This window comes from Nocardia elegans NBRC 108235 (assembly GCF_001612845.1).
In the GTDB taxonomy this organism is placed as follows: Bacteria; Actinomycetota; Actinomycetes; order Mycobacteriales; family Mycobacteriaceae; genus Nocardia; species Nocardia nova.
The window spans coordinates 1-25,588 of record NZ_BDBF01000022.1 but is presented as its reverse complement, the minus strand read 5'-3'; the positions used below and the strand labels follow the sequence as shown (position 1 = coordinate 25,588).

Sequence of the window (25,588 nt, the reverse complement as noted above, 5' to 3'; positions counted from 1 at the left end):
CGTCCGTACCCGCCGCGACTTCCGGAGGAAAACCGTGACTCCGCAACCCTTTTCGATCGAACACCACGAGGTGGTGGTGATCGGCGCCGGGCAGGCCGGACTGTCGATCAGCTGGTATCTGACCGCGCGCGGGATCGATCATCTCGTGCTCGAACGCGACACGATCGCGCACGAATGGCGCGACACCCGCTGGGACAATTTCACGCTCGTCACTCCCAATTGGCAGTGCGTGCTGCCCGGATACAGTTACAACGGCCCGCAGCCGCACGGTTTCATGACGCGTGACGAGGTCTATGCCTGGGTGCGCGGTTACGCCGACACCTTCGACCCGCCGGTGCGCGAAGGGGTGGCCGTCACCGCGGTGACCGTGGCCGCGGGCGGCGGGTTCGATATCGAAACGACCGGTGGGCCGGTGCATTCCGATCAGGTCGTGGTCGCCGTCGGCGGATATCACATCCCGACCGTGCCGCGCTTCGCCGAGCGGCTGCCCGGCTCGATCCGGCAGGTGCACTCCGCCGAATACCGCAGCGCCGCAGATCTTCCCGAGGGAGCCGTTCTCGTCGTCGGCACCGGACAGTCCGGCGCCCAGATCGCGGAGGACCTGCACCTGGCCGGTCGCGAAGTCCATCTGGCGGTGGGCAGCGCGCCCAGAGTGGCCCGCTTCTACCGCGGCCGCGACTGTGTGGCATGGCTGCAGGATATGGGCCACTACGACATCCCCATCGAGGATCAGCCCGGCGGCCTGGGCAAGCGCGAGAACACCAACCACTACGTGACCGGCCGCGACGGCGGGCGCGATATCGACCTGCGCCGCTTCGCACTCGAGGGGATGCGCCTCTACGGGCGGATGATCGATATCTCGGGCGGCACAGCATGTTTCGACCCGTCGCTGGAGTCCTCGCTCGACGCCGCGGATGCCGTTGCCGAGAGCATCAAGGATTCCATCGACGACTACATCGATCGGGAGGGTATCGACGCACCCACCGAACCGCGCTACCGTCCGGTGTGGCGGCCCGAGCACGAAGTGACCGAAATCGACCTGACCGCAAGCGGAATCACGTCGGTGGTGTGGTCGGTCGGCTTCCGGACCGACTACCGCTGGCTGCGTGTCGGGGTATTCGACGGCGAGGGCCATCCCTGCCACAACCGCGGCGTCACCTCCATCGAGGGCCTGTACTTCCTCGGCCTGCCCTGGCTGCACACGTGGGGGTCGGGCCGGTTCGCCGCCGTCGCCCGCGATGCCGAATATCTCGCGGATCGGATCACTGTCACCGCCCGCGCGACCGCCGCCGCCTGAACCGGATTCTCATGGCCGTCACCCGGATCGCCGCCGTCGCCGCTCATTTCGGCACCGGCATCGCCCGCGCCCTCGACAAGATCACCGGCATCGTCGACCGGCTCGCCGCCGACGGCGTCGACCTGCTCGTGCTGCCCGACGCGACGCTCGGCGGCTATATCGGCGACCTCCGCAACCCGGATCCCGCCACCGGGCCGGAGGCCATCGATCCCGAGGGTCCGGAGATCCGCCTGCTGTGCCGGCTGGCCGGGGCCATGACCATCTGCGTCGGCTATGCCGAACACTGTGACGGCACCCGCTACAACGCGGCGGTCTGCCTGACCGGCGACGGCGTACTCGGCCGCCACCGCAAGGTCCACCAGCCCGCCGGTGAACACCTGGCCTATTCGGCCGGGGATCGCTTCTGCGCCTTCGACACCCCGGTCGGCCGCCTCGGCATGTTGATCGACTACGACAAGACCTTCCCCGAATCCGCGCGCACCCTGGCCCTCGACGGTGCGCGCACGATCGCGGCGCTGTCCGCGTGGCCGGCCAGTGTCACCGACCGCGCCTCCCGGATGCCCAACGACCGCCAATCGCGTCTGTTCGATCTCTACGACCAGGCTCGCGCGGCCGAGAACCAGGTCGTGCTCGCGTCCTCCAATCAGACCGGCATCACCGGATCGCTGCGGTTCCTCGGCCAGGCCAAGGTGGTGGGCCCAGGTGGCGACATCCTGGCCAAGACCTGGTCCAAGGGCGGCCTCGCGGTGGCCGATATCGACGTCGACGCGGAGGTGGAGCGGGCGCGCCGGGTGCTGCGGCATCTCGCGGAACGCCGCGTCGACGCCTACCACAACCTGATGACCGGTAAAGGCGGCTACTGATGCGCATCGCGCTGCTCACGTACTCGACCAAGCCGAGAGGCGGGGTGGTCCACACACTGAATCTCGCCGAGGCGCTCGCGCGTCTCGGTGCGGAGGTCACGGTGTGGACGTTGGGCCGGGGCGGCGACGCGGGATTCTTCCGCCCGGTGGATCCCGCGGTGACCGTACGTGTGGTGCCCTTCGAGGCCATCGACGGCGAAGCGGTCGGGACACGAATCCTGCGTTCCATCAGCGTTTTACGCTCCGCGTTCATTCCCGTGGACTACGACATCGTCCATGCCCAGGACTGCATCAGCGCGAACGCGGTCGGCCGGTGCGTTCGCACCATCCACCACCTCGACACCTTCACCACACCCGAATTGGCCCGCTGCCACGACCGTGCCATCACCGAGCCCTATGCGCATATCTGCGTCTCCGCCGCGGTCGCCGCGGAAGTTCACGCGGGCTGGAATCTGCGCCCCGCCGTCATCCCCAACGGCGTCGAATACGACCGATTCGCTTCCGCCGCAGGCGATTCGGTCACCGCATCGACCGCCCGTCGCACCTGGCAGCGATGCCTCGGTCCCTACATCCTGGCCCTGGGTGGCATCGAACCTCGCAAGGGCAGTATCGACCTGCTGGAGGCTTTCGCGCTGCTCCGCCATGATCACACCCAGCTGCGCCTCGTCTTCGCGGGCGGTGAAACCCTCTTCGACTACCGCGAGTACCGGGCTCGATTCGACGCGCGCGCAACCGAACTGGGCATCCGGCCGGTCATCCTCGGCACGGTAGCCCACGACGCGCTGCCCGCACTCGTCGCCGGAGCCGCGCTGGTTCCGTTCGTCTCCACCAAGGAGGGGTTCGGACTGGCGGCCATGGAGGCTCTGGCCGCAGGGGTTGCAGTGGTCGCGCGCGAGCTTCCGGTACTTCGGGAGGTCTTCGGCGACGCGATCTCCTACGCCACCGATCCGACCGGAATGGCGGCAACGATGGCACAGAACCTGCGGCGCGACACGGCGCGCATCGACCGCGGCAGGGCACTCGCACGCCGATACGATTGGGAGACAGCGGCTCTCGCGCACATGGAGTTCTACCGGGCCCATCTCCGAAGTCCGCGGTTCCGGGCGGATTCCGTTGCCATCGCGCCCGAGCCGACCGCGGAACCCTTCGCCCGGCAGGGTTGATCGGATAAGGGTGTCGCTCGGGCGGAATCAGCCCAGCGCTGCGCTCGCCGCCCGCAATTCGTCCAACGCCGAGAGAACATGCCGCGCCAGTTCGTCCGAGGCGTCCCGCTCCCCGTCGGTCCATTCGGCGAACCCGCGTTTGAAGGCGAGAACTCCCAGCTCACTGGCGAGGGCCGCGGTCGGGTCCGGTACACCGCGCGCGATGAGCGCCTCGGTCATCGCGGCGGCCAGCCCGACGCTCTTGAGGGCGTCGCGCTCCTGCAGTTCGGCGCTGGCGGCGACGGCCGCCTTCAGGCGGGGCGCGAGCTCGCGGTTCATGGGACCCATTGCCGCCGAGGCGCGTTCGAGGCCGTCGGCGACCGCCTCGAGGGGCGTGGCGCGTTCGGGCGCTTCGGCGATGCCCTCGGCCAGTAGCCGGCTCAGCGTCTCCTGGCCGGCCACGAGCAGTTCACGCTTATCCGGGAAGTGCCGGAAGAAGGTGCTTTTCGTGACGCCCGCGCGTTCGGCGATCTGCGCGACCGTCGTCGCGTCGTATCCCTGCTCGGTGAACAGGTCGACCGCGGCGACGACAAGGCGTTCTCGTGCGCCCGGTTCCCATCGACCCATGGGTTCATCATAAGTGATGGGACAAGAGTCCCGTCAGCGTGGTAGCGTGACGGGACAAAGGTCCCATCACTGGAGGAGTTATCCATGCGCGTCTTCGTCACCGGCGGCACCGGGCTGATCGGTTCCGCGGTGGTCGCCGAGTTGCTCGGCAGCGGCCACACCGTGCTCGCACTCACCCGCTCCGACGCGTCCGCTGCCGCCGCCGAGGCCGCCGGCGCCGAACCACTGCGCGGCGGCCTCGCCGACCTCGACGTCCTGCGGGCCGGTGCCGCTCAGGCCGACGGAGTGATCCACCTGGCATTCGGCAACGACTTCAGCAGCGCCGATGCCCTCGCCGTCACCGTCGCCGAGGAACGCGCGGCCCTGGCGACCATGGGCGAGGAACTCGTCGGCAGCGACCGCCCCTTCGTCACGGTCTCCGGGACGCCCAGCGTGGCGGGCCGGGCATCCACCGAGACCGATCCCGTGTCGACCGACGGGCCCGTGGGTGGCCGCGGGCGGGCGGTCACGGCCGTTCTGGATTTGGCCGCGCGCGGGGTCCGGAGCACGGCCGTGCGGATGCCGCGCACGGTGCACAACCGGGGCACCGGCGGATTCGCCGGCCTGCTGACCAACATCGCCCGGCGGACCGGGGTCTCCGGCTACCCGGGCGACGGCACCCAGCGCTGGCCGGCCGTCCACGCACTCGACGCGGCAGTCCTTTTCCGCCTCGCCCTGGAACGGGCGGAACCCGGTACTGCCTGGCACGCCGTCGCCGACGAGGGCGACCGAGTGCGAGACATCGCGGAGGTCATCGGGCGGCAGCTGAACCTGCCCGTCGAGTCGGTTCCCGCGGACACCTACGGCCCGCTCGGCCCGATCTTCGCCGCCGACCAGCCCTCGTCCAGCACACACACCCGCGAGGTGCTCGGCTGGGAGCCGACGCACCCCGGCCTGCTGGAGGACCTGACGAATATCCGCCATTGATCGGTTGCGGGCGCGGCGACGGTGTCGGTTACCGTGCCAGGGTGAACGCCCGCATGCGCCCGCTCGGTGTGGTCGTGATGGGGGTTTCCGGCACCGGGAAATCGACGGTCGGTCGTCTCCTGGCCGACCGGCTCGGTATTCCGTTCGCGGATGCGGACGACCTCCACTCCGCCGCCGATATCGCGAAGATGTCCGCCGGGATTCCGCTCACGGATGAGGATCGCGCGCCCTGGCTCGCGGCGGTCGGGGGGTGGTTGCGCGAGCGGATGGCCGAGGAGACCGGCGGTGTGATCGCGTGCTCGGCGCTGCGGCGGCGGTATCGCGATATCTTGCGGGCCGCCGCGACCGAGGTGATTTTCGTGCATTTGATCGCCGATCGCGGCGAATTGGTGGCTCGGATGTCTCGCCGCCGGGGCCATTACATGCCTGTGTCCCTTGTCGATTCGCAATTGCGCACGCTCGAGCCGCTGGACGCCGACGAACGCGGAGCCGTTCTTCACACCGATCGGGCTCCGGAGGTCCTTGCGGACAAGGCCGCCGCGCTGGTGCGGTCGATGTCTCGGTGATCGGGAGGTTTGCCCTGGCCCACTGCCGGGAGATCTAGCTTCGACCCGTGCCGCGCAACCAGACCTTTCCGCATCTGCTCGCTCCCGGAACCATCGGGCCGATGACCGTCCCCAACCGCGTCGTTCTGCCCGCGATGGATATGAACCTCTGCGAAGACGGAGAGATCGAGCAAGGCGATATCGATCATTTCGTCGCTCGGGCGGCCGGTGGGACGGGGCTGATCATCACCGGGTGCTGTGCTGTCGCCTACCCGGTGGGCTGTGCGAGCACCAAGGAACCCGGGCTGTCCGAGGACCGGTTCATTCCTGGGCTCCGGGCGCTCGCGGACGCCGTCCACGCCGCGGGCAGCAAGTTGTGTGTGCAGATGACCCACCACGGCAAGATCGCCCGGATCGATACCGTGCAGGGGCGCCCGCTGCTGGTTCCGTCGGCGCCGAGCGGCTCCGCGGATCTGTCGGCGCTGGCCGACAACACCCCGGAAGAACTGCAGAAGCTGGCCGCCGTCACGGGCGGTAAGCAGGCCACCTATCGCGAGGCCACGCAGGACGATATCGACTGGGTGGTGCGTTGTTTCGCGGAGGCCGCGCGACGGGTGCGAGCGGCCGGTGGCGACGCGGTCGAAATTCATTGCGCGCACGGGTACATACTCGGTGGCTTCCTGAGCCGGGCGGACAACAAGCGGACCGATGAATACGGTGGCTCGCCGGCGAACCGGGCGCGCCTGGCGGTCGAGGTGATTCGCGCGGTCAAGGCCGAGGTCGGCGATTCGCTGGCGATTCTGGTGCGGATCGCGGGCCGTGAATTCGGTGAAGACGATGCGCTGACCATCGAGGAGGCGAAGCAGGCTTCGGCGCTGTTCGAGGCGGCCGGTGCCGACGCGATTCATGTCACGGGCTGGGGACGTAACCCGTTCTCCAATTTCACCGATGGGCCGCTACCCGACCACGTGGGCGCCTATACGGAATTGGCGGGCGAGGTGAAGAAGGCCGTCTCGATTCCGGTGATCGCGGTCGGCCGGGTGCTGCCGGAGATCGGCGACAAGATCATCGCCGAGGGGAAGGCGGATTTCGCGGCGATGGGGCGGCAATTGCTCGCCGATCCGGACTTGGTGAACAAGCTGCGTGCCGGGACACCGCAGAACGTCCGACCTTGCATCAATTGCTATGTGTGCGTGCAGGAGAACTTCTGGGACGACACCCCGTTGTGTGCGGTGAACCCCGCACTCGGCAACGAGAAACTCCTTCCGCTGGTTCGTAGCACGACCGCGAAACATGTCGTCGTGGTCGGAGCCGGTCCCGGCGGGCTCGAGACCGCCCGCCTCGCCGCCGAACGCGGACACCGAGTCACGGTGCTGGACAAGGCCGATCGCCTCGGCGGCACCCTCTGGTTCTCCAGCCTCACCACGCCCGACAACGAACGGCTGCTGAACTGGCTGAAGGTTCAGGTCGAGCGACTCGGCATCGACATCCGTCTGAAGACCGAGGCGACCGTGCCGTCGATCACGGCGCTGAACCCCGACGTGGTCGTGGTGGCCACCGGGGCGGTGCGGGATCGCCCGGCAGTTCCCGGCGGCGATCTGCCGCACGTGCACACCGGTGACACGTTGCGCGCCTTGATGACCGGTGTCGGCGACGTTTCGCAGGTGCCACCGTTGCTGCGCACCGTCGCGAAGCTGGGCAAGATTTCGGGGGTGACGAAGAGTCCCGCCGCGATCCGGTCGGTGACGCGCCGCTTCCTGCCGATGGGCAAGAATGTGGTGGTTATCGGGGGTTCGCTCGTCGGACTGGAACTTTCGGAGTTCCTGGCCGAACGCGGGCGCGCCGTGACGCTCCTCGAGGAAGGTCGACAGCTCGGTGTGCCGATGGCGATGCCGCGGCGGTGGACGGCCGTTCGGCACGCGGGCGAGGTGGGCGTCACCATCCACCGGCACGCGACAGTGCAGCGGATCACCGAGCAGCACGTCGAGTTTCGCGTCGGCGAGCAGATATCGACCGCGCCGGCGGACGTAGTTGTGGTCGCCTCCGGAGTCTCGGCGCAAGCACCCCTGGCCGATGCGCTGGCCGGGATGGTTCCCGAAGTGCATGTCGTGGGTGACGCCGGTTCCGTCGATTACATCGAGGGCGCGATCCACTCGGCATGGAAGGTCGCGGCCGCGCTGTAATTCAGAGGCGCAGGAGTTTCCTTATCCCCCAACGCATTCCGCGTCCCAGCGCCACCAGGAAGACTGCGACCACAGCCGAACCGAAGGCGCAGCGCAGCCAGTACGCCGCGCCGACCGGGGCCTCCCCCATGGCCGCGTGCAGGCCGTTCTGCCACGCGGCGGCGCGCACGACGACCGCTGTCACCACGAAGCCGCAGATCAGCAGGATCGGGACGCGGTGGCGGCCGAAGCGTTCGTCGATGTCGATCCGCCAACGGCTCAGCGTCCAGCGCAGCAGACCGGACACTCCGATGGCCAGCGCCACCGGCACACCGGTCAGGATGGCCTGGGATACGGAGGTGCGTGGCAGCACGGCCGGAAGCAGCGACATCACGACGGCGAGGGTGACGGCGACGACCGTATCGATGCGCGGACGCACGTGGAGAGACCGGTGCCGGCGGGTCTTCGTCGTCGAGTTCGCCCGCGGGGTTGTGCTCTGCATTGTCACGGCGGTCACCCGGCGGCACCGGCTTCCGCGACGGCAGCGGCGGCCGGGAGCCGAGCCGGGCGCAGGCGCCGCCACGCCACGATGCCGACGATCGCCGCCGAGACCGCTCCCACCGCGGCGGGACCACCGAGATGGAGCAGCTGATCGCTGAGCCGTTCGCCCGACAGCTGGGTGCCGAACAGGAACTCCGGATCCGGCGTCGCGTAGTTCTGCCGCCGGGAATTCAGATCGACCCCCGTGGTGGCGACCGTGGCCAGGACGTCGCAGCGGGCGCGGGCGGCGGCGTCGGCGCGCGTATCGCAGGCGGCGTGCATGCGGCGCTGCAGGGTGGCGTCGATGGCCTGGCGTGCCCACGGCTGCAGCGGTTGCTGCCGCTGTTCGGCGTAGCGCAGCATGTCGTATCCCAGGTCGTGCGCCTTGCACGCCTCGGTGAACTCGGCGGGAAGCTGGATCGGCGACGAGCAGTCACCGTCGGGATCGACCAGAATCCCGTCCTCGACCACCGGCCGATAGCCCGCCTCGGCCGCGAAATCAGCGGGCAGGGCCACCGACCACGGGTGGTCGCCGACCAGATCGGCCACGGCGGCCCGAGCCGGCAGATTCTCCACGCCCGGCTTCGCCACCGCCGCCGAGGCGGGCATGGCGGGCGCGAAGGCCAGCGGGACCATGGCGGTCATCGCCGCCAGCAGCACCGAGACGACCACCTGGCGAACCTTGCCCAGGCGTCGTGGCCGGCGATCTCGGGCGGGTGCGGTGGACGTCGATTCCGGCAGGGCGCACGGCCCGGCCGAACCCGGTGATGCGTCGGTCATGGATGCCGAAGGTAACCGATTCAGCTGAGAAAGACCGACTCGTGGGCGTCAATCCCGCATCAGCCCGATCCAGATGTGGTCCCGTGCGCGGGTCAGCGCCACCATGGTCTGCCGTGCCGCCAGCTCCGCCCGGTCGCGCTCGCTGCCGCGCAACCGGTCGACGGGCGCTGTCGGCGCGTCGGTGAGGTGGAACACCGCGGCGAAGTCCATCCCCTTGGCGCGATGGACGGTTCCCACCTTCACCGCATCGTGCTGGGTACCGTCGTAGTGTTCGAGGGAGACGGACGGAATCTTCTTGCGGCGCAGTGCTGCTCGGATTCTCTCGGCCTGGCGGTTGGTGTCGGTGATCACGGCGATGTCGGAGTGCGGATATCCGGAATCGGTCAGGGCGGCGACCACCTTCTCCTCGGCGCGCGACCGCGAGAAGGTCTCCGCGCGGGCCGTACCACCCGCCAACACGACCTCGCTGTCACGCAGGACGAATCCGGGGGCGCCGTCCAGGTCGTCGACCGTATTCGTCGCGTCGACCCGCTTGGCGTAGTCGTGCACGGCGGCGCGATTGCGGTAGTTGGTGCGCAGCACCGCGCCGCGGCCGACGATCGGGATGCCGGCATCGGAGAGGCGCCAGCCGCCGGGATAGACCTGTTGCTGACCGTCGCCGACCAGCAGCAGCGGTGAGGTCGAGGTGCCGCCGGCGATCTGGTGGACGAGCTTGAGTTCCATCAGGGTGAAGTCCTGAACCTCGTCGACCACCACCAGGTCGTAGGGTGCGTCCAGCGGCGCCGCGCGCAGTTCGTCGATCGCCAGATCGATCACATCGTTGAAATCCACCGTCGCGAGGTCCCGCAGCGCTGCCTGATACGGCAGGTAGAGGTGCGTCCAGACGAGCTCGCGTTGCGGCTTGTCCAGACGCAAGCGGTTTCGGCCCACCCGGTCGATTTTCAGGTACAGATCGCGGTCGATGCCCTGGCCCTTGATGACCCGATGCAGTTCGTCCTTCCAATAGCTCGGATTCGGTTCGATGGGTTCGAGGTGGCGGCGGGCGTTGCGCCAGGCGTGATAGAACGCGTTGTCGCCGCTGCCCAGGCGGCAGCCGATATCACGACTGCGGAGAAAATGAGTGGTCCAGGAGTGGAGCCCGGTGAATTCCACCCGCTCACCCGCATGCGGGGCGAGGCGCCGGAATCCCGATTCGTGATAGGTCGGCAGCGTCCGCACGAAACTGGTGAAGAGCTGCCGCCCGGCGCCTTCCTTGGACAGCCGCGCCATGCGGTGCAGGGCGACGACGGTCTTTCCGGTTCCGGCGGGACCGCTGAATCTCGCGGGCCCGTTGTAGTTGCGGTAGACGAGGTCGAGTTGGGCCGGATCGAGGAATGTCATCCATTCGCTGAACGGTCGCTTCAACGCCCGCGATCGTTCTTCTTCCCGCAGCGTCGTCGTGTCGAAAAGTCCTTCGGCGGGCGAGGTTTCGGGCCCGGCGCCGCTGTCGGCGGACAGCAGCGCGAACCAGGTGTTGCGTTCGGCCACAGTCATCGCGATCTGCCGGGCGCTGCGGCTGGACAGGCTCGCTTCGGCGAACAGCCGCGCGGCGATGGTCGTCGGGTCGACCGCGACGTAGCGGGCCTCGGCCGGAGTGTCGGCCGCCTCGTCCATCAGCAGCAATACCTCGATCATATGCGGCACGTACCGGGTGCGGCCGGCGGTGAGATTCGCGAACGTCTCCTCCGCACGCCAGCGGATCCGGCGTAGTTCCGCGGCGGCCGGCACCACGTCGGTGAGGACCAGAGCGAAGACGCCGCCCGGGCCGACGGCGTAGGCGTCGACGCGATCCGAACGGCTGTTCTCGCGTTCCACGAGCACATGCCAGCCGTTGCGCATCAGCGGCACCGACAGGAATCGCCGCCACACCGGCGTGAGGACGGTCAGTTCGCCGAGCTGTTGCGCCACCCGCTGACGCCGCCGCTCGAAGTTGATATCGGGCATCTCGGACCCCCTTGCCGGCGTAGCCGGGCGGGTCCTTCGGTGGAGCCGCCACACCCCTGGCTACCAAAACCTCTGTCTATCAAGGTATTACATTGCACAAGGGAGCGCAGAGGATATGGTGCCGAGAGTGTGGGTGGGAGCGGTTACGCCGGCTGATCTCGTTCGGCGGCATCGAGATCCGGCGCCCACGCGACGCCGTTGATGTGACTGCCACCATCGACGAACAAGGTGTTCCCGGTGAGATGACGCGATCCGTCGGAGGCGAGGAAGACCACCACGGGCGCGATGTCGTCGTACGGATCTCCGCTGCGTCCCATCGGGTTCGCCGCATCCGCCATCGCTTCCATCTCGGGATGTTCCCCCAGGACGCGCTGGAAGCTGCGGCTCTTGGCGGCCGGGCAGACCGCGTTCACCGTGACGCCGGTGGGAGCCCATTCGCGGGCGGCGGCACCCGTCACCAGGGCGACCTTGCCGGCGAGTTGGCCGCTCATCGCGCCACCCCTTCGATTCCGGCGGTCAGCAGATCGCGGGCCGCGGGATCGCCGTCGACCGTGCGGGTGGTGCGGGCGGTGATCTGCCAGCGGCCGTCGATCCGGCGCAGGGTGAAGTGGTTGGCGCCGGTGCGGGCCACGACATTGCGGCCGTTGTGCTGGACCACGAGGATCGATTCGCAGACCGCGACCGCGTCGTCACCGTCGACGGTGGCCACCGCCGGACCGTGGAAATGCAGGCAGCCACGCCCGATCAGGCCCTGATGAGCCTCGGAACCGACCATGGCGGCGACATCGGCGCGACCGCGCATCTGCCAGTCCTCGACGTCGTAGGTGCCGTCGGCGGACCACAGGTCGGCGGCGGCGACGTTGCCCGCGTCGACCAGCGGGCCGTACGAGGCGATCAACCGCTCGATCGCGCGTTCGTCCTCGACGCGGGCGAGACGGCGGTGCAGTTCGGCCAATTCGGTCACGGCGAAATCCTTCCGATGGGCACGCGGCCGGACATCGCTGCGACGTCGGCGGTCCGGTCCACTCGCATCGAGTAATAGCGCGGACCACGAAGAGGTGGTGGCCCCGTTCCGCCCATCGGGACCGGATCCGGACCGGCTGATCGGTTCCGGTGGCACGGATCACCACGATTCGGACGCCCTGATCCGACCGGACCGCACCGATGTAGCCTGTCCAGCCGGTGGCGATGGCGACCTCGGGCCCGTCACGCCGCTTCCCGCATCACCCTCTTCACGTCTCGGAGGTCTGCCATGACGACGTTGTCCTCGCCGCGTTCGGACGGTCCGGCGGCATCGCCGAACCGCTACGAACGCTTCGTCGCGTTGGGCGACAGCCAAACCGAGGGGCTGTGGGACGGTGACGACGGCAGCGGCTTGCGCGGCTGGGCCGATCGGCTGGCCGAGCGCCTGGTTCAGGACAATCCGGAGATCCGGTACGCGAATCTGGCGGTGCGTGGTCGCCGCCTCGCCGAGATCCGCGACGAACAGCTCGACGCCGCTCTGGCGATGGAACCGGATCTGGTCGGCATCTGCGCGGGCATGAACGACGTCACGGCGCCCGGCACCGATCTAGTGGCCGCACTGGACCTGATGGAGGAGCTGTACGCGAAGCTGACCGCCTGCGGCGCAACGGTTGTGACGACGACCTTCCCGGACGTGCGCCGGATCGTGCCACTGGCCGCCCGCTACATCGGACCCCGCGTCGACCTGATCAACGATCGAATTCGGTTGTGTGCGAGCCGGTACGGACTGCGCCTGGTGGATCTGTTCGGGGCTCCCTCGATGGCCGATCTGCGCATGTGGAGCCCGGACCGGCTGCACGGCTCCGAACTGGGCCACGAACGGTTCGCACTGGCCGCCGCGGAGGCGCTCGGGCTCGACGGCGCCGACCACAGCTGGGCCCATCCGCCGGACGGCTCCGAGCGGTTCCGCGCGGCCGGCGAACTCGCCTGGGTCGCAGCGACATTGCGCCCGTGGGTCTGGCGGCGGCTGCGCGGCGTGTCGACCGGTGACGGCCGACCGGCGAAACGCCCGGAACTGCTTCCGGTCACGCCCGGCGGAATGCCCTGAGAAGCGGGACAATTCGCCGCAGCCGAGTTTGTCCGCTTCGCCGGAAACCGAATTTTTCCTCGGGTCGGATCACCCGCAGCCCTCGTCGATGCGGTAAACAATTCGGGTGGACAGTGACGGTCGACAGGACCGACGCGGGCTGAAACTCCTCACCGACCGCAGCGGCGAGCCGGGCGGATTCGTCGCGTCGGCATTCGAGCCGATCCGGCTGACCCAGGCGCGGCGCTGGGCCGAACTGTCCGTCGCCGAACTCGCGGCCGCGGCCGGTCTGTCCGCCGCGGTCGTCGAACAGTACGAGATCGGCGCCGTGCAGCCCGATCCGGACGTTCCGGCCGACCTGGCCCGGGTCTTGAAGGTCCCCGTCGAGTACTTCGCCACCGGGCGCCCGATGTGCCGGATCGACGCCGCGGACGTGCATTTCGACGATCCCGGTTCCGCGTCGGCGTCGGATCGCGCGAAGGCGGTGGTGTTCGCGGAGTACATCTGGGAATTGGCGTACACGCTGGGCTGCCGGATGCGGTTTCCGGCGCTCGACCTGCCCGCCCTCGAGCAGGGACTATCACCCGCCGACGCCGCGCGCCTGCTTCGCGACCACTGGGGAATCGCTCCGGGCCCGCTGGCACATCTCGGCGCGACCCTCGAGTCGCGCGGCATCGTGGTGGCTCTGGCGCCGGCGACGAGCGCGGCCATGGCCCGGGTCGGCACCTACGCCACGCACACCTGGGGCCGCTCGCTGATCGTGGTGGCCGCACGGCATACGCAATGCGTGTACGGCTACCGGTTCGCCTGTGCGCGCGCACTCGGTCATCTGCTGCTGCACCCCTGCCCGCTGCCCGGAGATCGAACTCAGGCGCTGGAGGCCGACCGGTTCGCCGCCGAACTGCTCGTTCCCGCCGAGGAGATGGACCGGCTGTGCCCGTCGCCGATTCACTTCCCCAGCCCGGCGGCGCTCGCGCGCCAGTGGGGTGTGCCGACCGAGGTGATCAGGCGGATCGTGCGGGACCGGACGCCTCGGATGCGCAGCATCGAAGCGACCCGGACCCTGCACCACGACCGCGAGCCGGTCGCCGAATATCCCGGCGAGGGCCCCGGCCTGCTCGCGGAGGCCGTGGTGCGCGCGCACAACGCGGGGTTCGGGCGCACCGAACTCACCGACGAATTGCGATGGAACTCATGGCTTCTCGCGGAAGTCCTCGGCGAGGCGCAGATCGGTCCGCACCTGTCGGTCGTGCACTAACGGCTCAGCCCCGCACTTCCCGCATCACCTTCGCGAACCCCTCCATCGCCGGCTCCAGCACGGTGACATAGGAAAAGCCGTACCTTTCCCGGCGTTCGCGCATCTGATCGGCCATCTCGGCGGGCGTGCCGATCAGCAGGGTCGGCGCGTCCAGCACCTCTTCGACGCTCAAATGATGCATCTGCGCGGCGATCTCGGTGGCGGCGGCCTTGCGGTCGGTCGTTTCGACGACCTGCTGGACGAGGATGTTGAATTCCGGATCGCGGTCGTACTCGGTGACGAAACGCCGTGCCGCGGCGACGCGTTCGTCGACCGTCTCGGCACTGGACAGCCGCATCGAGCCGTCGGTGGCGCCGGGGACGGGTTCGCCGCCGGTGAAGGCGATGATGTCGGCGTGGCGGGCGGCCAGCCGCAGCATGCGGTTACCGCTGCCGCCCAGCAGGATGGTGGGACGCGGCTCGGGCAGCAGCCGCCGGAGTTCGGTCAGGGTCTTCTCGAGGTGGTCGACCCGGGTGCGGGGGGTGCCGAATTCGATGCCGGCTTCCTCGAATTCGTCCCGCACGTAACCGGTTCCGAGACCGAGTTCGAGCCGGCCGCCGGTGAGCTGGGCGGTGCTCACCACGTCGCGGGCCAGCAGGACCGGGTTCCAGAACGCGGCGTTCAGGACGAAGGTGCCCACCCGCGGGCGTTCGGCTGCCTGCGCGGCGGCCAGCACCGACGGGAAGGGCGCCGGAAGTTCCAGGTGATCGGGGACCAGCAGAACGTCGTAGCCGAGGGATTCGGCCCGCCGGCATTTCGCGGCCCACTCGTCGGCGGACCCGGGGCTGAGGAAATTGACTCCGAAGCGGAATTCGCGCACCCCACGACTCTATAGGCGGCTACTCGGCCATCGCATGGTCGCGTTCGACCACGCTGGTCGGCACCTTCGGCAGCGCGTTCGGATGCTCGGTGCGCAGCCAGGCCAGCAGTTCCTCGCGGACCGCGCAGCGCAGCGTCCACACGTCGTCGGCGTTGCGGGCCGACATGGAGGCGCGGACCTGGATGCCGAAGGGGGTGCTGTCGGTGACCAGCAGATTCCAGCTGCGCCCGTCCCAATCGTCACGGGTGCGCAGATAGTCGCGCAGATGTTCGCGTAGTTCGGCGACCGGCGTGCTGGTGTCCAGATAGAGGAAGACCGTGCCGGTGATCTGCGGGCCGCCCTTGGACCAGTTCTCGTACGGTTTCGAATTGAAGTACGAGACCGGCATGGTGAGGCGGCGGTCGTCCCAGATGCGGACCGTGAGGAACGACAGCGTGATCTCCTCCACCGTGCCCCACTCCCCCTCGACCACGACGGTGTCGCCGATCTTCACCGAATCACCGAACGCGATCTGCAGGCCCGCCACGAGATTGCCCAGCGTCGACTGCGCGGCGACACCGGCGATCACGCCGATGATGCCTGCCGAGGCCAGCAGCGAGGTGCCGAGGGTCCGCAGATTCGGGAACAACAGCAGGATCGCGACCGCAGCGGTGGTGATCGCCAGCACCGTGGTGATGATGCGCCGGACCAAGGTCAGCTGCGTATGCAGCCGCCGCACCTTGGCGATGTCGTGGGTGCGGTGCGCGTACTTGTCCAGCGTGTTCTCGGCGACCGCGTCGACGGCGCGCATCACCACCCAGGCGGCGGAAAGAATCGCCACCGCGGCGAGGATGTTCAGCACGACGGCGTCGTGGCGCAGGTGGATCTCTGCCAGCGGATAGGTGAAATGCAGGGCGATCGTCGCCAGGAACACCTGCAACGGCAGGTGGACGCGACGCAGTAGACCGGGCAGTCGGTTAGCGGGATGCTTCTGCGCGGCGTGATTCAACAGGCGGTCGACCACCGCGCCGAGTGCGATGGTGACCGCGAGCGTCGCGGCGAAGACCACCAGCGGTCGAAGTACCTCCTCCAAGGCTTCCAACTCCTTGCGATGGCTGTATCTCGGGCTTGCTGTCTCTCGGGTTTCCAGCCACGCTACCGAGCGAAACCGGAGGTCGCCGCGGCTCACAGCTGTGCGAAATCCGACACTTTCGCGACCTGCGCCGACGCGGTGAATGGTGTTTCACCGCAAGGCTTCCGGGTATTTTCCTCGCTCATCCGGGGCGCATCCGGGGACTGATCCACACCGTATACGCCGGGTGATACGCGCCGGGTCCGTCGCGGGGCGTAGCCGTGGATACGCCCGCGGGCGCAGGCACGATTCGCCGAACCGTCCTACGCTGGGTGCATCGTGATTTCGTTCTCCCGGTGAGGCGGTTGCCATGACCGATTTCGACCCCGCGGTGTTCGGGTCGCCGAGCGTCCGCGTCGGCACGGCCGAACGTGAACAGGCCGCGGCCGCGCTCGGCGACCATTTCGCGGCCGGGCGCCTCGAACTCGACGAATACGACGAGCGCGTGAGCCGCGCCTATGCCGCGAAAACGGCCGCCGACCTGATCGTCCTGTTCGCCGACCTGCCGCGTCCGCAACCGGCCCCGCCGGCCCGCCCGCAGCGCGAGCAGCGCCGGCCACGACCGATGTTCCCGGTTCTGCTGCTGGCCGCCGTGGTGGTCGGTGTGGTGATCGTCGCCACCACACATATGATTCCGTTCTTCGTCTTCCCGGCGCTGTTCTTCCTGTTCATCCACCACCGCCGCGGATACGGCCCGCCCGGATACGGCCCCCGGCGGCACTACCGTGTGTGAAAGCACGGCACGGAGCCGGTTCGCGCGGACATGCGCAAGATCGGTCAAGCGCGAGATAACCCGCGCCGACCACACTGAACGGTGTGACGACCGGACGTGACCGATTACGGGAACTGCTCGATTCCGTTCTCGATGAGAACAACACCACGCTGAGCGCGATGGCGCAGGGGGCCTTCGTCTCGCCCTATCACTTCTCCCGGCAATTCTCGCGCGGCACCGGCGAGTCACCGGTGGCGATGCGGCGGCGGGTGCTGCTGGAACGCGCCGCCTGGCAGTTGAGTGGTGGCGCGGCGGTGACGGACGTGGCCTTCGCCGCCGGATACGACTCGGTCGAGGGGTTCAGCCGGGCCTACAGCCGCGCCTACGGACATCCGCCCAGCGCGACGCCGGCCGCATCCCGCACCCGTTGGCTTCCCGCGGTGAACGGGATCCATTTCCACCCGCCGATGTCGCTGTGGGTGGAGGGCGAACCGAAAGGCAGACACGATATGGATCCGACGTCGCTGCTGCTGCACCACGACGTGGAGGACACGCGCGAACTCCTCGACAGGGCGAAAAGCCTGGACGACGAACGGTACCGGCGGCAGCGTTCGACGGCGGCGGTGCTGTCGTGGGATGGACCGGACGCGTCCATCGCGACCGTCCTCGCGACCCTGGTGTGGACCAAACAGGTGTGGCTGGCCTCGATCGAAGGCACTGATCAACCCGACCGCGGCTCCGACGACCTCCCCGAGTTGACGCGGCGATTCGAGCAGGTGGTGCCGCGATGGCTGGATACCGTCCGCGACATCGACCGCCGTGGCGGCTGGGACGACACCCTGATCGACGCCCTGTGCGAGCCGCCGGAGAGTTTCGTCCTCGGCTCCGTGATCGCCCACGTTCTGACCTATTCGGCCTACCGGCGACTGCTGGTGCGCCAATGGCTCGACAGCGAATTTCCTGATCAGACAACAGAACACGACAACGGCGACCCGATCATGTGGTTGCGCAAGAGAGGATGACCATGCCCCGCACCGTCTACTACACCGCCACCACCCTGGACGGATTCATCGCCACACCGGACCATCGGCTGGACTGGCTGGTGACCCGGCAGGTCGACAACAACGGACCGATGGGTTACGACACGTTCATCACCGATATCGGCGCGATCGCCATGGGCGCCAACACCTACCGGTGGATCCTCGACAACCATCCCGATATGGAATGGCCCTACACGATGCCCGCGTGGGTCCTCACCCACCGCGACTTCGATCCGCGCACCGACGGGGCCGACGTGCGGTACACCCAGCAACCGGTCACCGTCGTGCACAAGGAGATGACCGAGGCCGCGGCGGGCAAGAGCATCTGGATCGTCGGCGGCGGCGAGCTGGCGGGGCAGTTCGCCGACCACGGTTTGCTGGACGAGGTGTGTGTATCGATCGCGCCGATCACGCTCGGGGCGGGACAGCCGCTGCTGCCCCGCCGAGTCGAGTTGAAGCTCACCGAACTGGCCCAGAACGGCGAATTCGCCTGCGCCCGTTACACTCTCGTCCGCTAGCCGCGACCGCGCGCGAGGCCGTTCCGGGTCAGGCGCCGGGCGGCGGGGGCAAGGGACGGCCGTCGGGGCCGGTCGGCGGCGGGCACGGCTGACCGTCGGCGCCGGTGGGCGGGGGCAGCGGCTTGCCGTCCACACCCCGCGGCGGCGGCAGCGGGCGACCGTCCGGGCCGATCGGCGGCGGCGGGCAGCCGTTCTGCGCGGCCGACGGTTCGACGGCCTGATGCTGTACCGGTGCGAGCGGAGCCGCCGCCTGCGCGGCCGTCAGGCCGAAGCCCGCGATCGCGGCGGAGGCGAGAAGTGCGGCAGTAGTGCGAATCATGCCGATTCCTTGTCTCGAAAGGTGTTGTCCGTCATGGGTTTGGACGCTCCCGAGACGCGGCGGTTCCACCAGACCGGAGATGTGAGTCAGATCACAGTCGGGCGGCGGTGAGGACCATGGTGGCGTACGGCATCGTGAAGCCGCCGCCCATCGCGTCGATGGCCGCGCCGACGCCGGCGAGCACCTGATCCACCACCTCTGCCGGAGCTCGCGTCAGCGTGCCCTGGGTGGGCATCTGGTCCAGCCACTCGTCGCGGGTGTAGCGACGCTCCCAATCGAAGCGCCACCGCCGCACCTCGTCGAATCCGCCGGCATCGCGAATCCCGTTGGCGGAGTTGACGAGTATCGGCTCGTAGGGATCCGCTGCCCGGTCGGGGTGGGTCGGCGGACGGAACGGCGAATCCGGGAGCAGCCGGCGGTAGACCTCGGCGAAGGCCTCGGCCACGGCCGGCGGCAACTCGAAGACGTGCCAGAACAACGCCAGCAGACCGGCGGGGCGTAATGCCTGCGCCGCCGTGCGCGCACCCTCGATCGGATCGATCCAATGCCACGCGGTCCCGGACACCACGGCATCGAAGACGCGCCCGGCCGGATCCCACTCCTCGAACCGGGCCACCTCCACGTCCAGACCGTCACGGCGCGCGAAGTCGGCCATCCGGGCGTCGGGTTCGACACCCAGCACGGTGCAGCCCGCGGCGCGGAACTGCCGCGCTTCGATGCCGGTTCCGCAGCCGGCGTTCAGGTAGCTCCGGCCCGGGCTCGCCGCGACGATGCGGTCGATCATGGCTTGCGGATAGGGCGGGCGGGTGCGGTCGTAGCGGGCGGGATCGATGCCGAAGGATTCGCCGGTCGACCGGCGCTGGTCGGGCGTGATCGCCGGTGCGGGCGGTTCGGTGGAGGACATGCGCCCACGCTAGGACGAGTCGACGCGATCGTCAACCATCAGTTGACTAAAATAAGATTGTCAATGCATGGTTGACGAGAATTTACGGGTCATTGCTCGTGGCCTGCGCTCCTCACCGCCCCCACGCGAGGGTTATTCGCGTCGTCGCCAGAAAGTCCGCGGTCAGTTCGCGCAGGGCCAGGAACTGCCCGCCCGTCCCGTATTTCCTGCGCAGACTGCCGAAGTCGGTGAACGCGGCCGCGGCGGCGATCTGATTGGAGTCGGGGATGCGGGTCGGGAACAGCCGCGGCAGCGTGCGATTGGCCTGCAGGATCTCCAGGGTGGTGCGGTGGACCGCGGAGGAACGCCGGTACTTGGTGACCACGACCCCGAGTTCCTCCAGGGGGTCGCCCCAGCGCGCGGCGAGGTGGCGCAGATGCGCCTGCACCGGCGGAATTCCGTAGGTGGACATGATGTCCGGGATGGTGGGGATCATGTACCCGTCGGACAGCCGCAGACCGTTCTGGGTGATCGGGCCGAGATTCGGCGGGCAGTCGACGAGGACGTAGTCGTAGTCCTCGAGCACCCCCGACAGCGCCCGGGCCAGCACCGCGGTGGGCTCGCCGTGGCGCAGTGCGGGCATCTCGTCCTGCAGCGCAATCAGTTTCGGCGAGGCGGGCAGCAGATCGACGGTGGTGACGGCGTGCATGGGCGACACCTCGTGCTGGATCAGCGCGCGCACATCGGGCGCGGGCCGCCCGGCCAGAGCGGCGGCGAAGATCGCGGCCAGGGTCTGGCCCGCGGAATCCAGTTCCACCGAGCGGTTTTCGCCGACCATCATCGCGGTGAGATTGGCCTGCGGATCCAGATCGATCAGCAGGACCCGCTTGTCGAATTCGGCGGACAGGATTTCGGCCAGCGCGGCGGTGGTGGTGGTCTTGCCCACGCCGCCCTTCAAGTTGAAGGTCGCCACCACGTACGGGCGCGAGCGGCCCGGCGTGCGCTCGCCCTCCCAGATCCGTTGCGGCCGTTCCAGCCGCAGCACCCGGCCGGCCCGGGTACGGCCCAGCCAATCGAAACCGTCCTCGTCGCCCGCCGCCGCGTTCGCCGGCTGTGCCGCATCGAGCGGACCCACGACCTCGACCGATTCCGTGCGCTGTCCGGATAATGTCTCGCTTCGTAACTCCACCAGCCCGAGAGCCTCCATTCGCACAACCGTCGGCACGGTGCGCTACACCTTAATGATCGACACGCGCTGCGGCACTGCGCGACACCGACCCGCGAGGCGGATATTCGACGACTTTTCCTGCGATATTGCACGTTCGGCGCGGTGGGCGGCGAAGATACCAGAGTGCGAACGAAATTCTCCTCCGAACTCGCGGCGCTCACCGAAGAGCTCGCTCATATGGCTCGGTTGGCACACGAGGCGGCCGAACGCGCCGCGGTGGCGATCGAGAACGCCGATCTGACCGCTGCCTACGAGGTGTTCGCGCTGGAGGAGAGAATCCAGGCCGAGCACGCCAAATGCGAGGACCGGTCGGTGATTCTGCTCGCCCTGGAGGCGCCGGTCGCGCGGGATCTGCGCAATGTGGTGACCGCCATCCAGATCGCGGAGGATCTGTCCGGCATCGCGGGCGGGCTCAGCCGGGTGGCCGACGGTGTGGTGCGGAAATTCCCGGAACCCGTGGCGCCCGAGGACATCACGCATCAACTCTCGGCGATGGCCGCGGCGTTGGTCGACCTCACCGCCGCGGCCATCGCGGTGATCTCGGCCCAGCAGGTGGAACCGGATACCACGCTGATTCCGCCGGATCCGGCGATCGAACAGCTCCAGCAGCGACTGCTGCGGGCGGTCGCCGACGACGGCTGGCATCACGGCAATGCGATGGCGGTCGAAACGGCCCTGCTGGCGCACCATTTCGAGCGCTGCGCCGCACACTGCGTGCGGATCGGGCGGCTGATCCGGTTCTTCCACACCGGCGTACCGCTGTCGGCGCAGACCGACGAGGAGTGAGCCGAACTCGCACCCGGGCGGGAGCGCGTCGGCTCGAGGCAGTCCCCGGCAATTCCCAACTCAGCCTGCGGAGGTTCTCAGCGAGAGATACACCGGCACGACCGCATTCACCAGCCAGACTCCATTGCCGGTGCGGTAGAACGACTGCCCGTCGCGATGCATCCGCCCGGCCGCGACGTCGAAGACCACCGGGCGCCCATGCCTACCGCCCACCGCGCGTGCGGTTTCCACATCCGCCGACAGGTGGACCGCATGCCGGCGCATCGGACGCAGCCCCTCGGCCATGATCACATCGACCAGATGCTCGGCCGTGCCGTGGAAGAGGATCGGCGGCGGTTCGACCGCGGTATAGCCGAGTTCGACCGGAATGGAATGCCCTTGCCGGGCGCGGATCGATGTGCCGCTCTCGTCGAATTCGTAGCGCTGCTTGTTGTTTCGGGCGACCACCGCGTCCAGGTCGGCACGAGTGATCGTCGTTCCGGCAGCGTTCGCCTGCCGCAGCAGGACGTCCACCGGCACCCAGCCGGCCGCGTCCGGGTCCAGGCCGATTCCCCGCGGATCGTGCCGCAGCCATTTCGACAGGCGCTTCGACAAGCGCACCAGTTCTCGATCGTTCATAGTTCATCACCACAATGGCATGCCACCGCGAACCGGCACCAGCGAATTCCGTCGGGCGGGCTCCCGTCGTGCTCGGTGGCGGCCTCCGTGGTCACGCGCACCACCGTCTCCGACCGCGTCGCTCCCCCCATGGTGCTCCGAGCCCACCCAGTAACCTGGGCGCATGACAGCTGTTGCAGATCGTTCACTCGGCCCGGAACTGGCACGTACCGAGAGCATCGGCCCCGACACCGATGTCCTCGTGGTCGGACTTCTGTCCACCGACGACGGGCCCGTGATCGCCGCGGCCGACGTGTTCGACGGGGTGCTCGATGCCGGCACCCGGGAGCAGTTGCTGGCCTCGCTGCTGGCCGTCGGCGCGAAGGGGAAGGCCGAGGAGCTGACCCGGATCCCGGCACCGGACGGGCTCGGCGCGACCAGTGTGCTCGCGGTCGGACTCGGCGGACAGGACGCGCTGGATGCCGAGCAGATCCGCAAATCCGCCGGTGTGGCCGCCCGCTCGCTCGCCGGCACCGCCACGGCCGTCACCACGCTGTCCGGACTGGATCTGGGCGCCGCCGCCGAGGGCTTCTACCTCGGTGCCTACACCTTCACCACGTTCAAGTCCGACAAGTCCGCGCCCAAGCCGGCCGAACAACCGCTGCAGCGGGTCGAATTCCTGGTTCCCACAGCCGATTCCGGCGAGGAGGAACTGTTCCGCGCCCAGGCCGTCGCCGAGGCGGTCGCGACCGCGCGCGATTTCGTCAACACTCCCCCGAACGCGCTCTTTCCGGCCGAATTCGCCGAGCGCGCAGCGGAATTGGCGCGGGCGGCCGGACTCGAGGTGGAGATCCTCGACGAGAAGCAGTTGGAGGCTGGCGGTTACGGCGGCATCGTCGGCGTCGGCAAGGGCTCCTCGCGCCCGCCGCGGCTGATCCGCATCACCTACTCCGGCGGGGACACGAAGGTCGCCCTGATCGGTAAGGGCATCACCTTCGACACCGGCGGCATCTCGATCAAGCCGGCGGCCAATATGGAGAATATGACCTCCGATATGGGTGGCGCCGCGGCGGTCATCGCGACCACCCTGGTGGCGGCGCGGCTCGGGCTCCCGATCACGGTCACCGCGACGGTGCCGATGGCCGAGAACATGCCCTCCGCAACCGCGCAGCGTCCGGGTGATGTGCTCACCCAGTACGGCGGCACCACGATCGAGGTCATCAACACCGACGCCGAGGGCCGGCTGATCCTGGCCGACGCGATCGTGCGGGCGGGCGAGGACGATCCGGACTACCTGATCGACGTCGCGACGCTGACCGGCGCCCAGATGGTCGCACTCGGCACCCGCACCCCCGGCGTGATGGGCACCGAGGAGTTCCGCGACCGGGTCGCGCGGCTGTCGCAGGAGGTCGGCGAGAACGGCTGGCCGATGCCGCTGCCCAGCGAATTGCGCGCCGACCTGAATTCGAAGGTCGCCGATATGGCCAACGTGTCCCCGCACCGCTGGGGCGGCATGCTGGTCGCCGGAACCTATCTGAAGGAATTCGTGCCCGAGGGTGTGCAGTGGGCGCATCTGGATGTGGCGGGTCCGGCCTACAACACCGGCGGGCCGTTCGGCTACATCGGCAAGGGCGGCACCGGCGTTCCCGTGCGCACGCTGGTCGCCGTGTTGACCGATATCGCGGGCGAATAAGCGGCACAACAGCATTCGAAAACCCCGGCGGCACGCTCGGACGTGGCCGGCCGGGGTCTCGGTCGGCGTGTGACCATCGCCCCGGGTAACCGCCGCCTGGAGTGATCGGCATCGTCGGCGCGTGCCCGCCGCCCTTGCGACGGGGCGCCGCTCCCTGCTGGATCGACTTGCGGATATCTGTCCGCGGACGCTTACTCCGCGGACAGATCCCGCAGATCGGCCTCCAGCGCGCGCTTACGCTCGATGCGTTTGCGGGCGTCGTAGTCGCGCATGCGCTGCGGGTAACCGGTGCGGCCCACGTCGTAGACGGGAATCCCCAGGCGGCTCGACAATTGGCGCGCGCCGCGCTCGCCCACGACCCGGCGCGTCCATTCCCCATCGGCGGCGATAAGTATCGCTGTGACATCGGTCACTGTCGTCTTGGGTTCGATATACGCCTCGACGCCCACGTGGGTGCGCACCCAGTCGGCCAGATACCGGATATCGGAGGCGTCGGCGCCTCTACCCGCGCGGCCGCCGCGGAAACGATCGAGCAACCCCACGGCCGCCTACCTCCTGTTCGCATGTCGAGTGCGTGCGCTCCCGATCCATCGATAGTGCCAGCTGTCGGGCATTTCGGGCGGATGCCCAGGTCCGCCGCGGGCACCGTGTCCCGACCCGGCGGTTTCGCGCGGGGTGTCGAATCAGACACGCCGGGCCGGACGATCGACATCGAGGCAGCTCTCCGCAGCGGCACGGATGCTGTGATGTCGCCATGGGCCCGCCGACCGCCTGCCCTGTGGTACGTATCGCAACGGCGAGTGCAAGGATGGAGAACCGGAACAAGAACCGCACGGATCTCCGGTGCCACAGGAATGTTCGGTGGCAGTCGGGTGCTCGCCGCGACCGCGGCGCGCCCCCGCCGAGAGACGAACTGTTGTGAACCCGTCGAGCAGTTAGAGGAGTCAACGGACATGGCCTTCTCCGTCCAGATGCCAGCTCTTGGTGAGAGCGTCACCGAGGGCACTGTGACCAGGTGGCTGAAGCAGGAAGGAGACACGGTCGAGGTCGACGAGCCCCTGCTCGAAGTGTCCACCGACAAGGTCGACACCGAAATCCCGTCCCCCGCAGCGGGTGTACTCACCAAGATCGTGGCCCAGGAAGACGACGTCGTCGAGGTCGGCGGCGAACTGGGCGTGATCGGCGATGCCGGTGAGGAATCCGCGCCGGCGCCCGCCCCGGCCCAGGAAGCACCTGCGCAGCAGGCACCGGCTGAATCCGCGCCCGCGCAGGAAGCGCCCGCCCAGCAGGCCCCCGCGCAGGAGGCTCCCGCGCAGCAGCCCGCGCCCGCCGCACAGTCCGGCGGCGCCGCCGACGGCACCCCGGTGAAGATGCCGGAACTCGGCGAATCCGTCACCGAGGGCACCGTCACCCGCTGGCTCAAGCAGGTCGGTGACCAGGTCGAGGTCGACGAGCCGCTGCTCGAGGTCTCCACCGACAAGGTCGACACCGAAATCCCGTCGCCGGTGGCCGGCACGCTGCTCGAGATCAGCGCGAACGAGGACGACGTGGTGTCGGTCGGCGGCCAGCTCGGCGTGATCGGCAGCGGTTCGCCCGCCGCCGCGCAGTCCGCACCCGCCCCGGCTCCAG

General features: G+C 68.8%; 26 protein-coding genes and 1 pseudogene. 14 read left to right on the top strand and 13 right to left on the bottom strand.

Features of this window, described 5'->3' with window-relative positions:
* The first annotated feature begins 34 nt into the window (after positions 1-34).
* Genes NE2_RS17055 through NE2_RS17045 form a run of 3 tightly spaced genes read left to right on the top strand, consistent with a single transcriptional unit; the run spans position 35 to position 3,323 of the window.
* Positions 35-1,297, top strand: coding sequence for an MSMEG_0569 family flavin-dependent oxidoreductase (locus NE2_RS17055; protein ID WP_233429804.1), 1,263 nt, complete (start codon positions 35-37; stop codon positions 1,295-1,297).
* Positions 1,298-1,308: 11 nt separating this feature from the next.
* Complete coding sequence (locus NE2_RS17050; RefSeq protein ID WP_063017797.1) at positions 1,309-2,160, top strand: carbon-nitrogen hydrolase family protein; 852 nt, start codon at positions 1,309-1,311, stop codon at positions 2,158-2,160.
* On the top strand, positions 2,160-3,323 hold the full coding sequence (locus NE2_RS17045) for an MSMEG_0565 family glycosyltransferase (RefSeq protein WP_084494104.1): 1,164 nt from the start codon (positions 2,160-2,162) through the stop codon (positions 3,321-3,323). The genes NE2_RS17050 and NE2_RS17045 overlap by 1 nt, the downstream gene beginning before the upstream one ends.
* 27 nt (positions 3,324-3,350) lie before the next feature.
* On the opposite strand, the gene NE2_RS17040 is transcribed toward NE2_RS17045, so the two are convergent.
* A complete protein-coding gene (locus NE2_RS17040; protein WP_063027324.1) occupies positions 3,351-3,929 on the bottom strand; it encodes a TetR/AcrR family transcriptional regulator in 579 nt (192 codons plus the stop codon).
* Positions 3,930-4,013: 84 nt separating this feature from the next.
* Here NE2_RS17040 and NE2_RS17035 point away from each other — a divergent pair, with 84 nt between their 5' ends.
* From NE2_RS17035 to NE2_RS17025, 3 genes are read left to right on the top strand one after another with little or no spacing between them, the layout of a single operon-like run.
* Entirely contained in the window at positions 4,014-4,895 is an 882-nt protein-coding gene (locus tag NE2_RS17035; RefSeq protein WP_063027322.1) for an SDR family oxidoreductase, read from the top strand.
* A gap of 53 nt (positions 4,896-4,948) precedes the next feature.
* Complete coding sequence (locus NE2_RS17030; RefSeq protein ID WP_063027530.1) at positions 4,949-5,461, top strand: gluconokinase; 513 nt, start codon at positions 4,949-4,951, stop codon at positions 5,459-5,461.
* 47 nt (positions 5,462-5,508) lie between these two features.
* Complete coding sequence (locus NE2_RS17025; protein WP_106958654.1) at positions 5,509-7,623, top strand: oxidoreductase; 2,115 nt, start codon at positions 5,509-5,511, stop codon at positions 7,621-7,623.
* Position 7,624: 1 nt separating this feature from the next.
* Here the strand turns inward: NE2_RS17025 and NE2_RS17020 are convergent, their stop codons facing one another.
* The 5 genes and pseudogenes from NE2_RS17020 to NE2_RS17000 all read right to left on the bottom strand — a co-directional run bounded on the left by NE2_RS17020 (position 7,625) and on the right by NE2_RS17000 (position 11,869).
* The gene (locus NE2_RS17020) at positions 7,625-8,041 is read right to left on the bottom strand and encodes an alpha/beta-hydrolase N-terminal domain-containing protein (RefSeq protein WP_063027320.1); all 417 of its coding nucleotides are present in this window, start codon (positions 8,039-8,041) and stop codon (positions 7,625-7,627) included.
* Between the two features lie 74 nt (positions 8,042-8,115).
* On the bottom strand, positions 8,116-8,922 hold the full coding sequence (locus tag NE2_RS17015) for a hypothetical protein (protein ID WP_063027318.1): 807 nt from the start codon (positions 8,920-8,922) through the stop codon (positions 8,116-8,118).
* A 48-nt stretch (positions 8,923-8,970) separates the two neighbouring features.
* Positions 8,971-10,905, bottom strand: coding sequence for a UvrD-helicase domain-containing protein (locus tag NE2_RS17010; protein WP_063909407.1), 1,935 nt, complete (start codon positions 10,903-10,905; stop codon positions 8,971-8,973).
* A gap of 143 nt (positions 10,906-11,048) precedes the next feature.
* A pseudogene (locus NE2_RS17005) lies at positions 11,049-11,381 on the bottom strand (SDR family oxidoreductase); the annotation flags it as partial.
* An 11-nt stretch (positions 11,382-11,392) separates the two neighbouring features.
* Positions 11,393-11,869, bottom strand: a complete 477-nt coding sequence (locus NE2_RS17000; RefSeq protein ID WP_063027316.1) for a nuclear transport factor 2 family protein — start codon at positions 11,867-11,869, stop codon at positions 11,393-11,395.
* Positions 11,870-12,157: 288 nt separating this feature from the next.
* Between NE2_RS17000 and NE2_RS16995 the strand changes: the two genes are divergently transcribed.
* Positions 12,158-12,976: an SGNH/GDSL hydrolase family protein gene (locus tag NE2_RS16995; RefSeq protein ID WP_063027314.1), complete on the top strand. Its 819-nt coding sequence runs from the start codon at positions 12,158-12,160 to the stop codon at positions 12,974-12,976.
* Positions 12,977-13,082: 106 nt separating this feature from the next.
* The gene (locus NE2_RS16990) at positions 13,083-14,213 is read left to right on the top strand and encodes an ImmA/IrrE family metallo-endopeptidase (RefSeq protein ID WP_063027313.1); all 1,131 of its coding nucleotides are present in this window, start codon (positions 13,083-13,085) and stop codon (positions 14,211-14,213) included.
* 4 nt (positions 14,214-14,217) lie between these two features.
* On the opposite strand, the gene NE2_RS16985 is transcribed toward NE2_RS16990, so the two are convergent.
* Positions 14,218-15,072 (bottom strand): TIGR03621 family F420-dependent LLM class oxidoreductase, encoded by an 855-nt coding sequence (locus NE2_RS16985; protein ID WP_063027311.1) that lies wholly within the window; start codon positions 15,070-15,072, stop codon positions 14,218-14,220.
* A gap of 19 nt (positions 15,073-15,091) precedes the next feature.
* The gene (locus NE2_RS16980; protein ID WP_063027309.1) at positions 15,092-16,144 is read right to left on the bottom strand and encodes a mechanosensitive ion channel family protein; all 1,053 of its coding nucleotides are present in this window, start codon (positions 16,142-16,144) and stop codon (positions 15,092-15,094) included.
* Positions 16,145-16,493: 349 nt separating this feature from the next.
* On the opposite strand from NE2_RS16980, the gene NE2_RS16975 reads away from it, so the two are divergent.
* From NE2_RS16975 to NE2_RS16965, 3 genes are all read left to right on the top strand, one after another.
* The gene (locus NE2_RS16975) at positions 16,494-16,916 is read left to right on the top strand and encodes a DUF1707 SHOCT-like domain-containing protein (RefSeq protein ID WP_051755959.1); all 423 of its coding nucleotides are present in this window, start codon (positions 16,494-16,496) and stop codon (positions 16,914-16,916) included.
* Positions 16,917-16,999: 83 nt separating this feature from the next.
* Positions 17,000-17,917 carry a helix-turn-helix domain-containing protein gene (locus NE2_RS16970; RefSeq protein WP_218018619.1) on the top strand — a complete coding sequence of 306 codons (918 nt, stop codon included), beginning with the start codon at positions 17,000-17,002 and terminating at the stop codon, positions 17,915-17,917.
* Positions 17,918-17,919: 2 nt separating this feature from the next.
* Positions 17,920-18,453 carry a dihydrofolate reductase family protein gene (locus tag NE2_RS16965; RefSeq protein WP_063027524.1) on the top strand — a complete coding sequence of 178 codons (534 nt, stop codon included), beginning with the start codon at positions 17,920-17,922 and terminating at the stop codon, positions 18,451-18,453.
* 28 nt (positions 18,454-18,481) lie between these two features.
* On the opposite strand, the gene NE2_RS16960 is transcribed toward NE2_RS16965, so the two are convergent.
* The 3 genes from NE2_RS16960 to NE2_RS16950 all read right to left on the bottom strand — a co-directional run bounded on the left by NE2_RS16960 (position 18,482) and on the right by NE2_RS16950 (position 20,631).
* A complete protein-coding gene (locus NE2_RS16960) occupies positions 18,482-18,772 on the bottom strand; it encodes a hypothetical protein (RefSeq protein ID WP_030515317.1) in 291 nt (96 codons plus the stop codon).
* Between the two features lie 91 nt (positions 18,773-18,863).
* Positions 18,864-19,676, bottom strand: a complete 813-nt coding sequence (locus NE2_RS16955; RefSeq protein ID WP_063027305.1) for a class I SAM-dependent methyltransferase — start codon at positions 19,674-19,676, stop codon at positions 18,864-18,866.
* Between the two features lie 112 nt (positions 19,677-19,788).
* Entirely contained in the window at positions 19,789-20,631 is an 843-nt protein-coding gene (locus NE2_RS16950; RefSeq protein WP_063027522.1) for a ParA family protein, read from the bottom strand.
* Between the two features lie 375 nt (positions 20,632-21,006).
* Here NE2_RS16950 and NE2_RS16945 point away from each other — a divergent pair, with 375 nt between their 5' ends.
* Positions 21,007-21,669 carry a phosphate signaling complex PhoU family protein gene (locus NE2_RS16945; protein ID WP_063027520.1) on the top strand — a complete coding sequence of 221 codons (663 nt, stop codon included), beginning with the start codon at positions 21,007-21,009 and terminating at the stop codon, positions 21,667-21,669.
* 60 nt (positions 21,670-21,729) lie between these two features.
* On the opposite strand, the gene NE2_RS16940 is transcribed toward NE2_RS16945, so the two are convergent.
* Positions 21,730-22,287, bottom strand: a complete 558-nt coding sequence (locus tag NE2_RS16940; protein WP_063027303.1) for an RNA 2'-phosphotransferase — start codon at positions 22,285-22,287, stop codon at positions 21,730-21,732.
* 163 nt (positions 22,288-22,450) lie between these two features.
* On the opposite strand from NE2_RS16940, the gene NE2_RS16935 reads away from it, so the two are divergent.
* Positions 22,451-23,959 (top strand): leucyl aminopeptidase, encoded by a 1,509-nt coding sequence (locus tag NE2_RS16935; protein ID WP_063027295.1) that lies wholly within the window; start codon positions 22,451-22,453, stop codon positions 23,957-23,959.
* Positions 23,960-24,150: 191 nt separating this feature from the next.
* Here NE2_RS16935 and NE2_RS16930 read toward each other — a convergent pair whose 3' ends face one another.
* Positions 24,151-24,501: a hypothetical protein gene (locus tag NE2_RS16930; protein ID WP_030515322.1), complete on the bottom strand. Its 351-nt coding sequence runs from the start codon at positions 24,499-24,501 to the stop codon at positions 24,151-24,153.
* Positions 24,502-24,912: 411 nt separating this feature from the next.
* Here NE2_RS16930 and NE2_RS16925 point away from each other — a divergent pair.
* Positions 24,913-25,588, top strand: a 676-nt coding sequence (locus NE2_RS16925) for a biotin/lipoyl-containing protein (RefSeq protein WP_305781573.1), incomplete at its 3' end; no start/stop codon positions are given.

Excerpts from the sequence above, each read along its gene's own strand:
- NE2_RS16965 (WP_063027524.1), top strand. The coding sequence starts at position 17,920 with ATGCCCCGCACCGTCTACTACACCGCCACCACCCTGGACGGATTCATC.
- NE2_RS17030 (WP_063027530.1), top strand. The coding sequence starts at position 4,949 with ATGCGCCCGCTCGGTGTGGTCGTGATGGGGGTTTCCGGCACCGGGAAA.
- NE2_RS17045 (WP_084494104.1), top strand. The coding sequence starts at position 2,160 with ATGCGCATCGCGCTGCTCACGTACTCGACCAAGCCGAGAGGCGGGGTG.
- NE2_RS17015 (WP_063027318.1), bottom strand. The coding sequence starts at position 8,922 with ATGACCGACGCATCACCGGGTTCGGCCGGGCCGTGCGCCCTGCCGGAA.
- NE2_RS17050 (WP_063017797.1), top strand. The coding sequence starts at position 1,309 with ATGGCCGTCACCCGGATCGCCGCCGTCGCCGCTCATTTCGGCACCGGC.
- NE2_RS16975 (WP_051755959.1), top strand. The coding sequence starts at position 16,494 with ATGACCGATTTCGACCCCGCGGTGTTCGGGTCGCCGAGCGTCCGCGTC.
- NE2_RS16935 (WP_063027295.1), top strand. The coding sequence starts at position 22,451 with ATGACAGCTGTTGCAGATCGTTCACTCGGCCCGGAACTGGCACGTACC.
- NE2_RS16995 (WP_063027314.1), top strand. The coding sequence starts at position 12,158 with ATGACGACGTTGTCCTCGCCGCGTTCGGACGGTCCGGCGGCATCGCCG.
- NE2_RS17010 (WP_063909407.1), bottom strand. The coding sequence starts at position 10,905 with ATGCCCGATATCAACTTCGAGCGGCGGCGTCAGCGGGTGGCGCAACAG.
- NE2_RS16955 (WP_063027305.1), bottom strand. The coding sequence starts at position 19,676 with ATGTCCTCCACCGAACCGCCCGCACCGGCGATCACGCCCGACCAGCGC.
- NE2_RS16940 (WP_063027303.1), bottom strand. The coding sequence starts at position 22,287 with ATGAACGATCGAGAACTGGTGCGCTTGTCGAAGCGCCTGTCGAAATGG.
- NE2_RS16960 (WP_030515317.1), bottom strand. The coding sequence starts at position 18,772 with ATGATTCGCACTACTGCCGCACTTCTCGCCTCCGCCGCGATCGCGGGC.
- NE2_RS17040 (WP_063027324.1), bottom strand. The coding sequence starts at position 3,929 with ATGGGTCGATGGGAACCGGGCGCACGAGAACGCCTTGTCGTCGCCGCG.
- NE2_RS17035 (WP_063027322.1), top strand. The coding sequence starts at position 4,014 with ATGCGCGTCTTCGTCACCGGCGGCACCGGGCTGATCGGTTCCGCGGTG.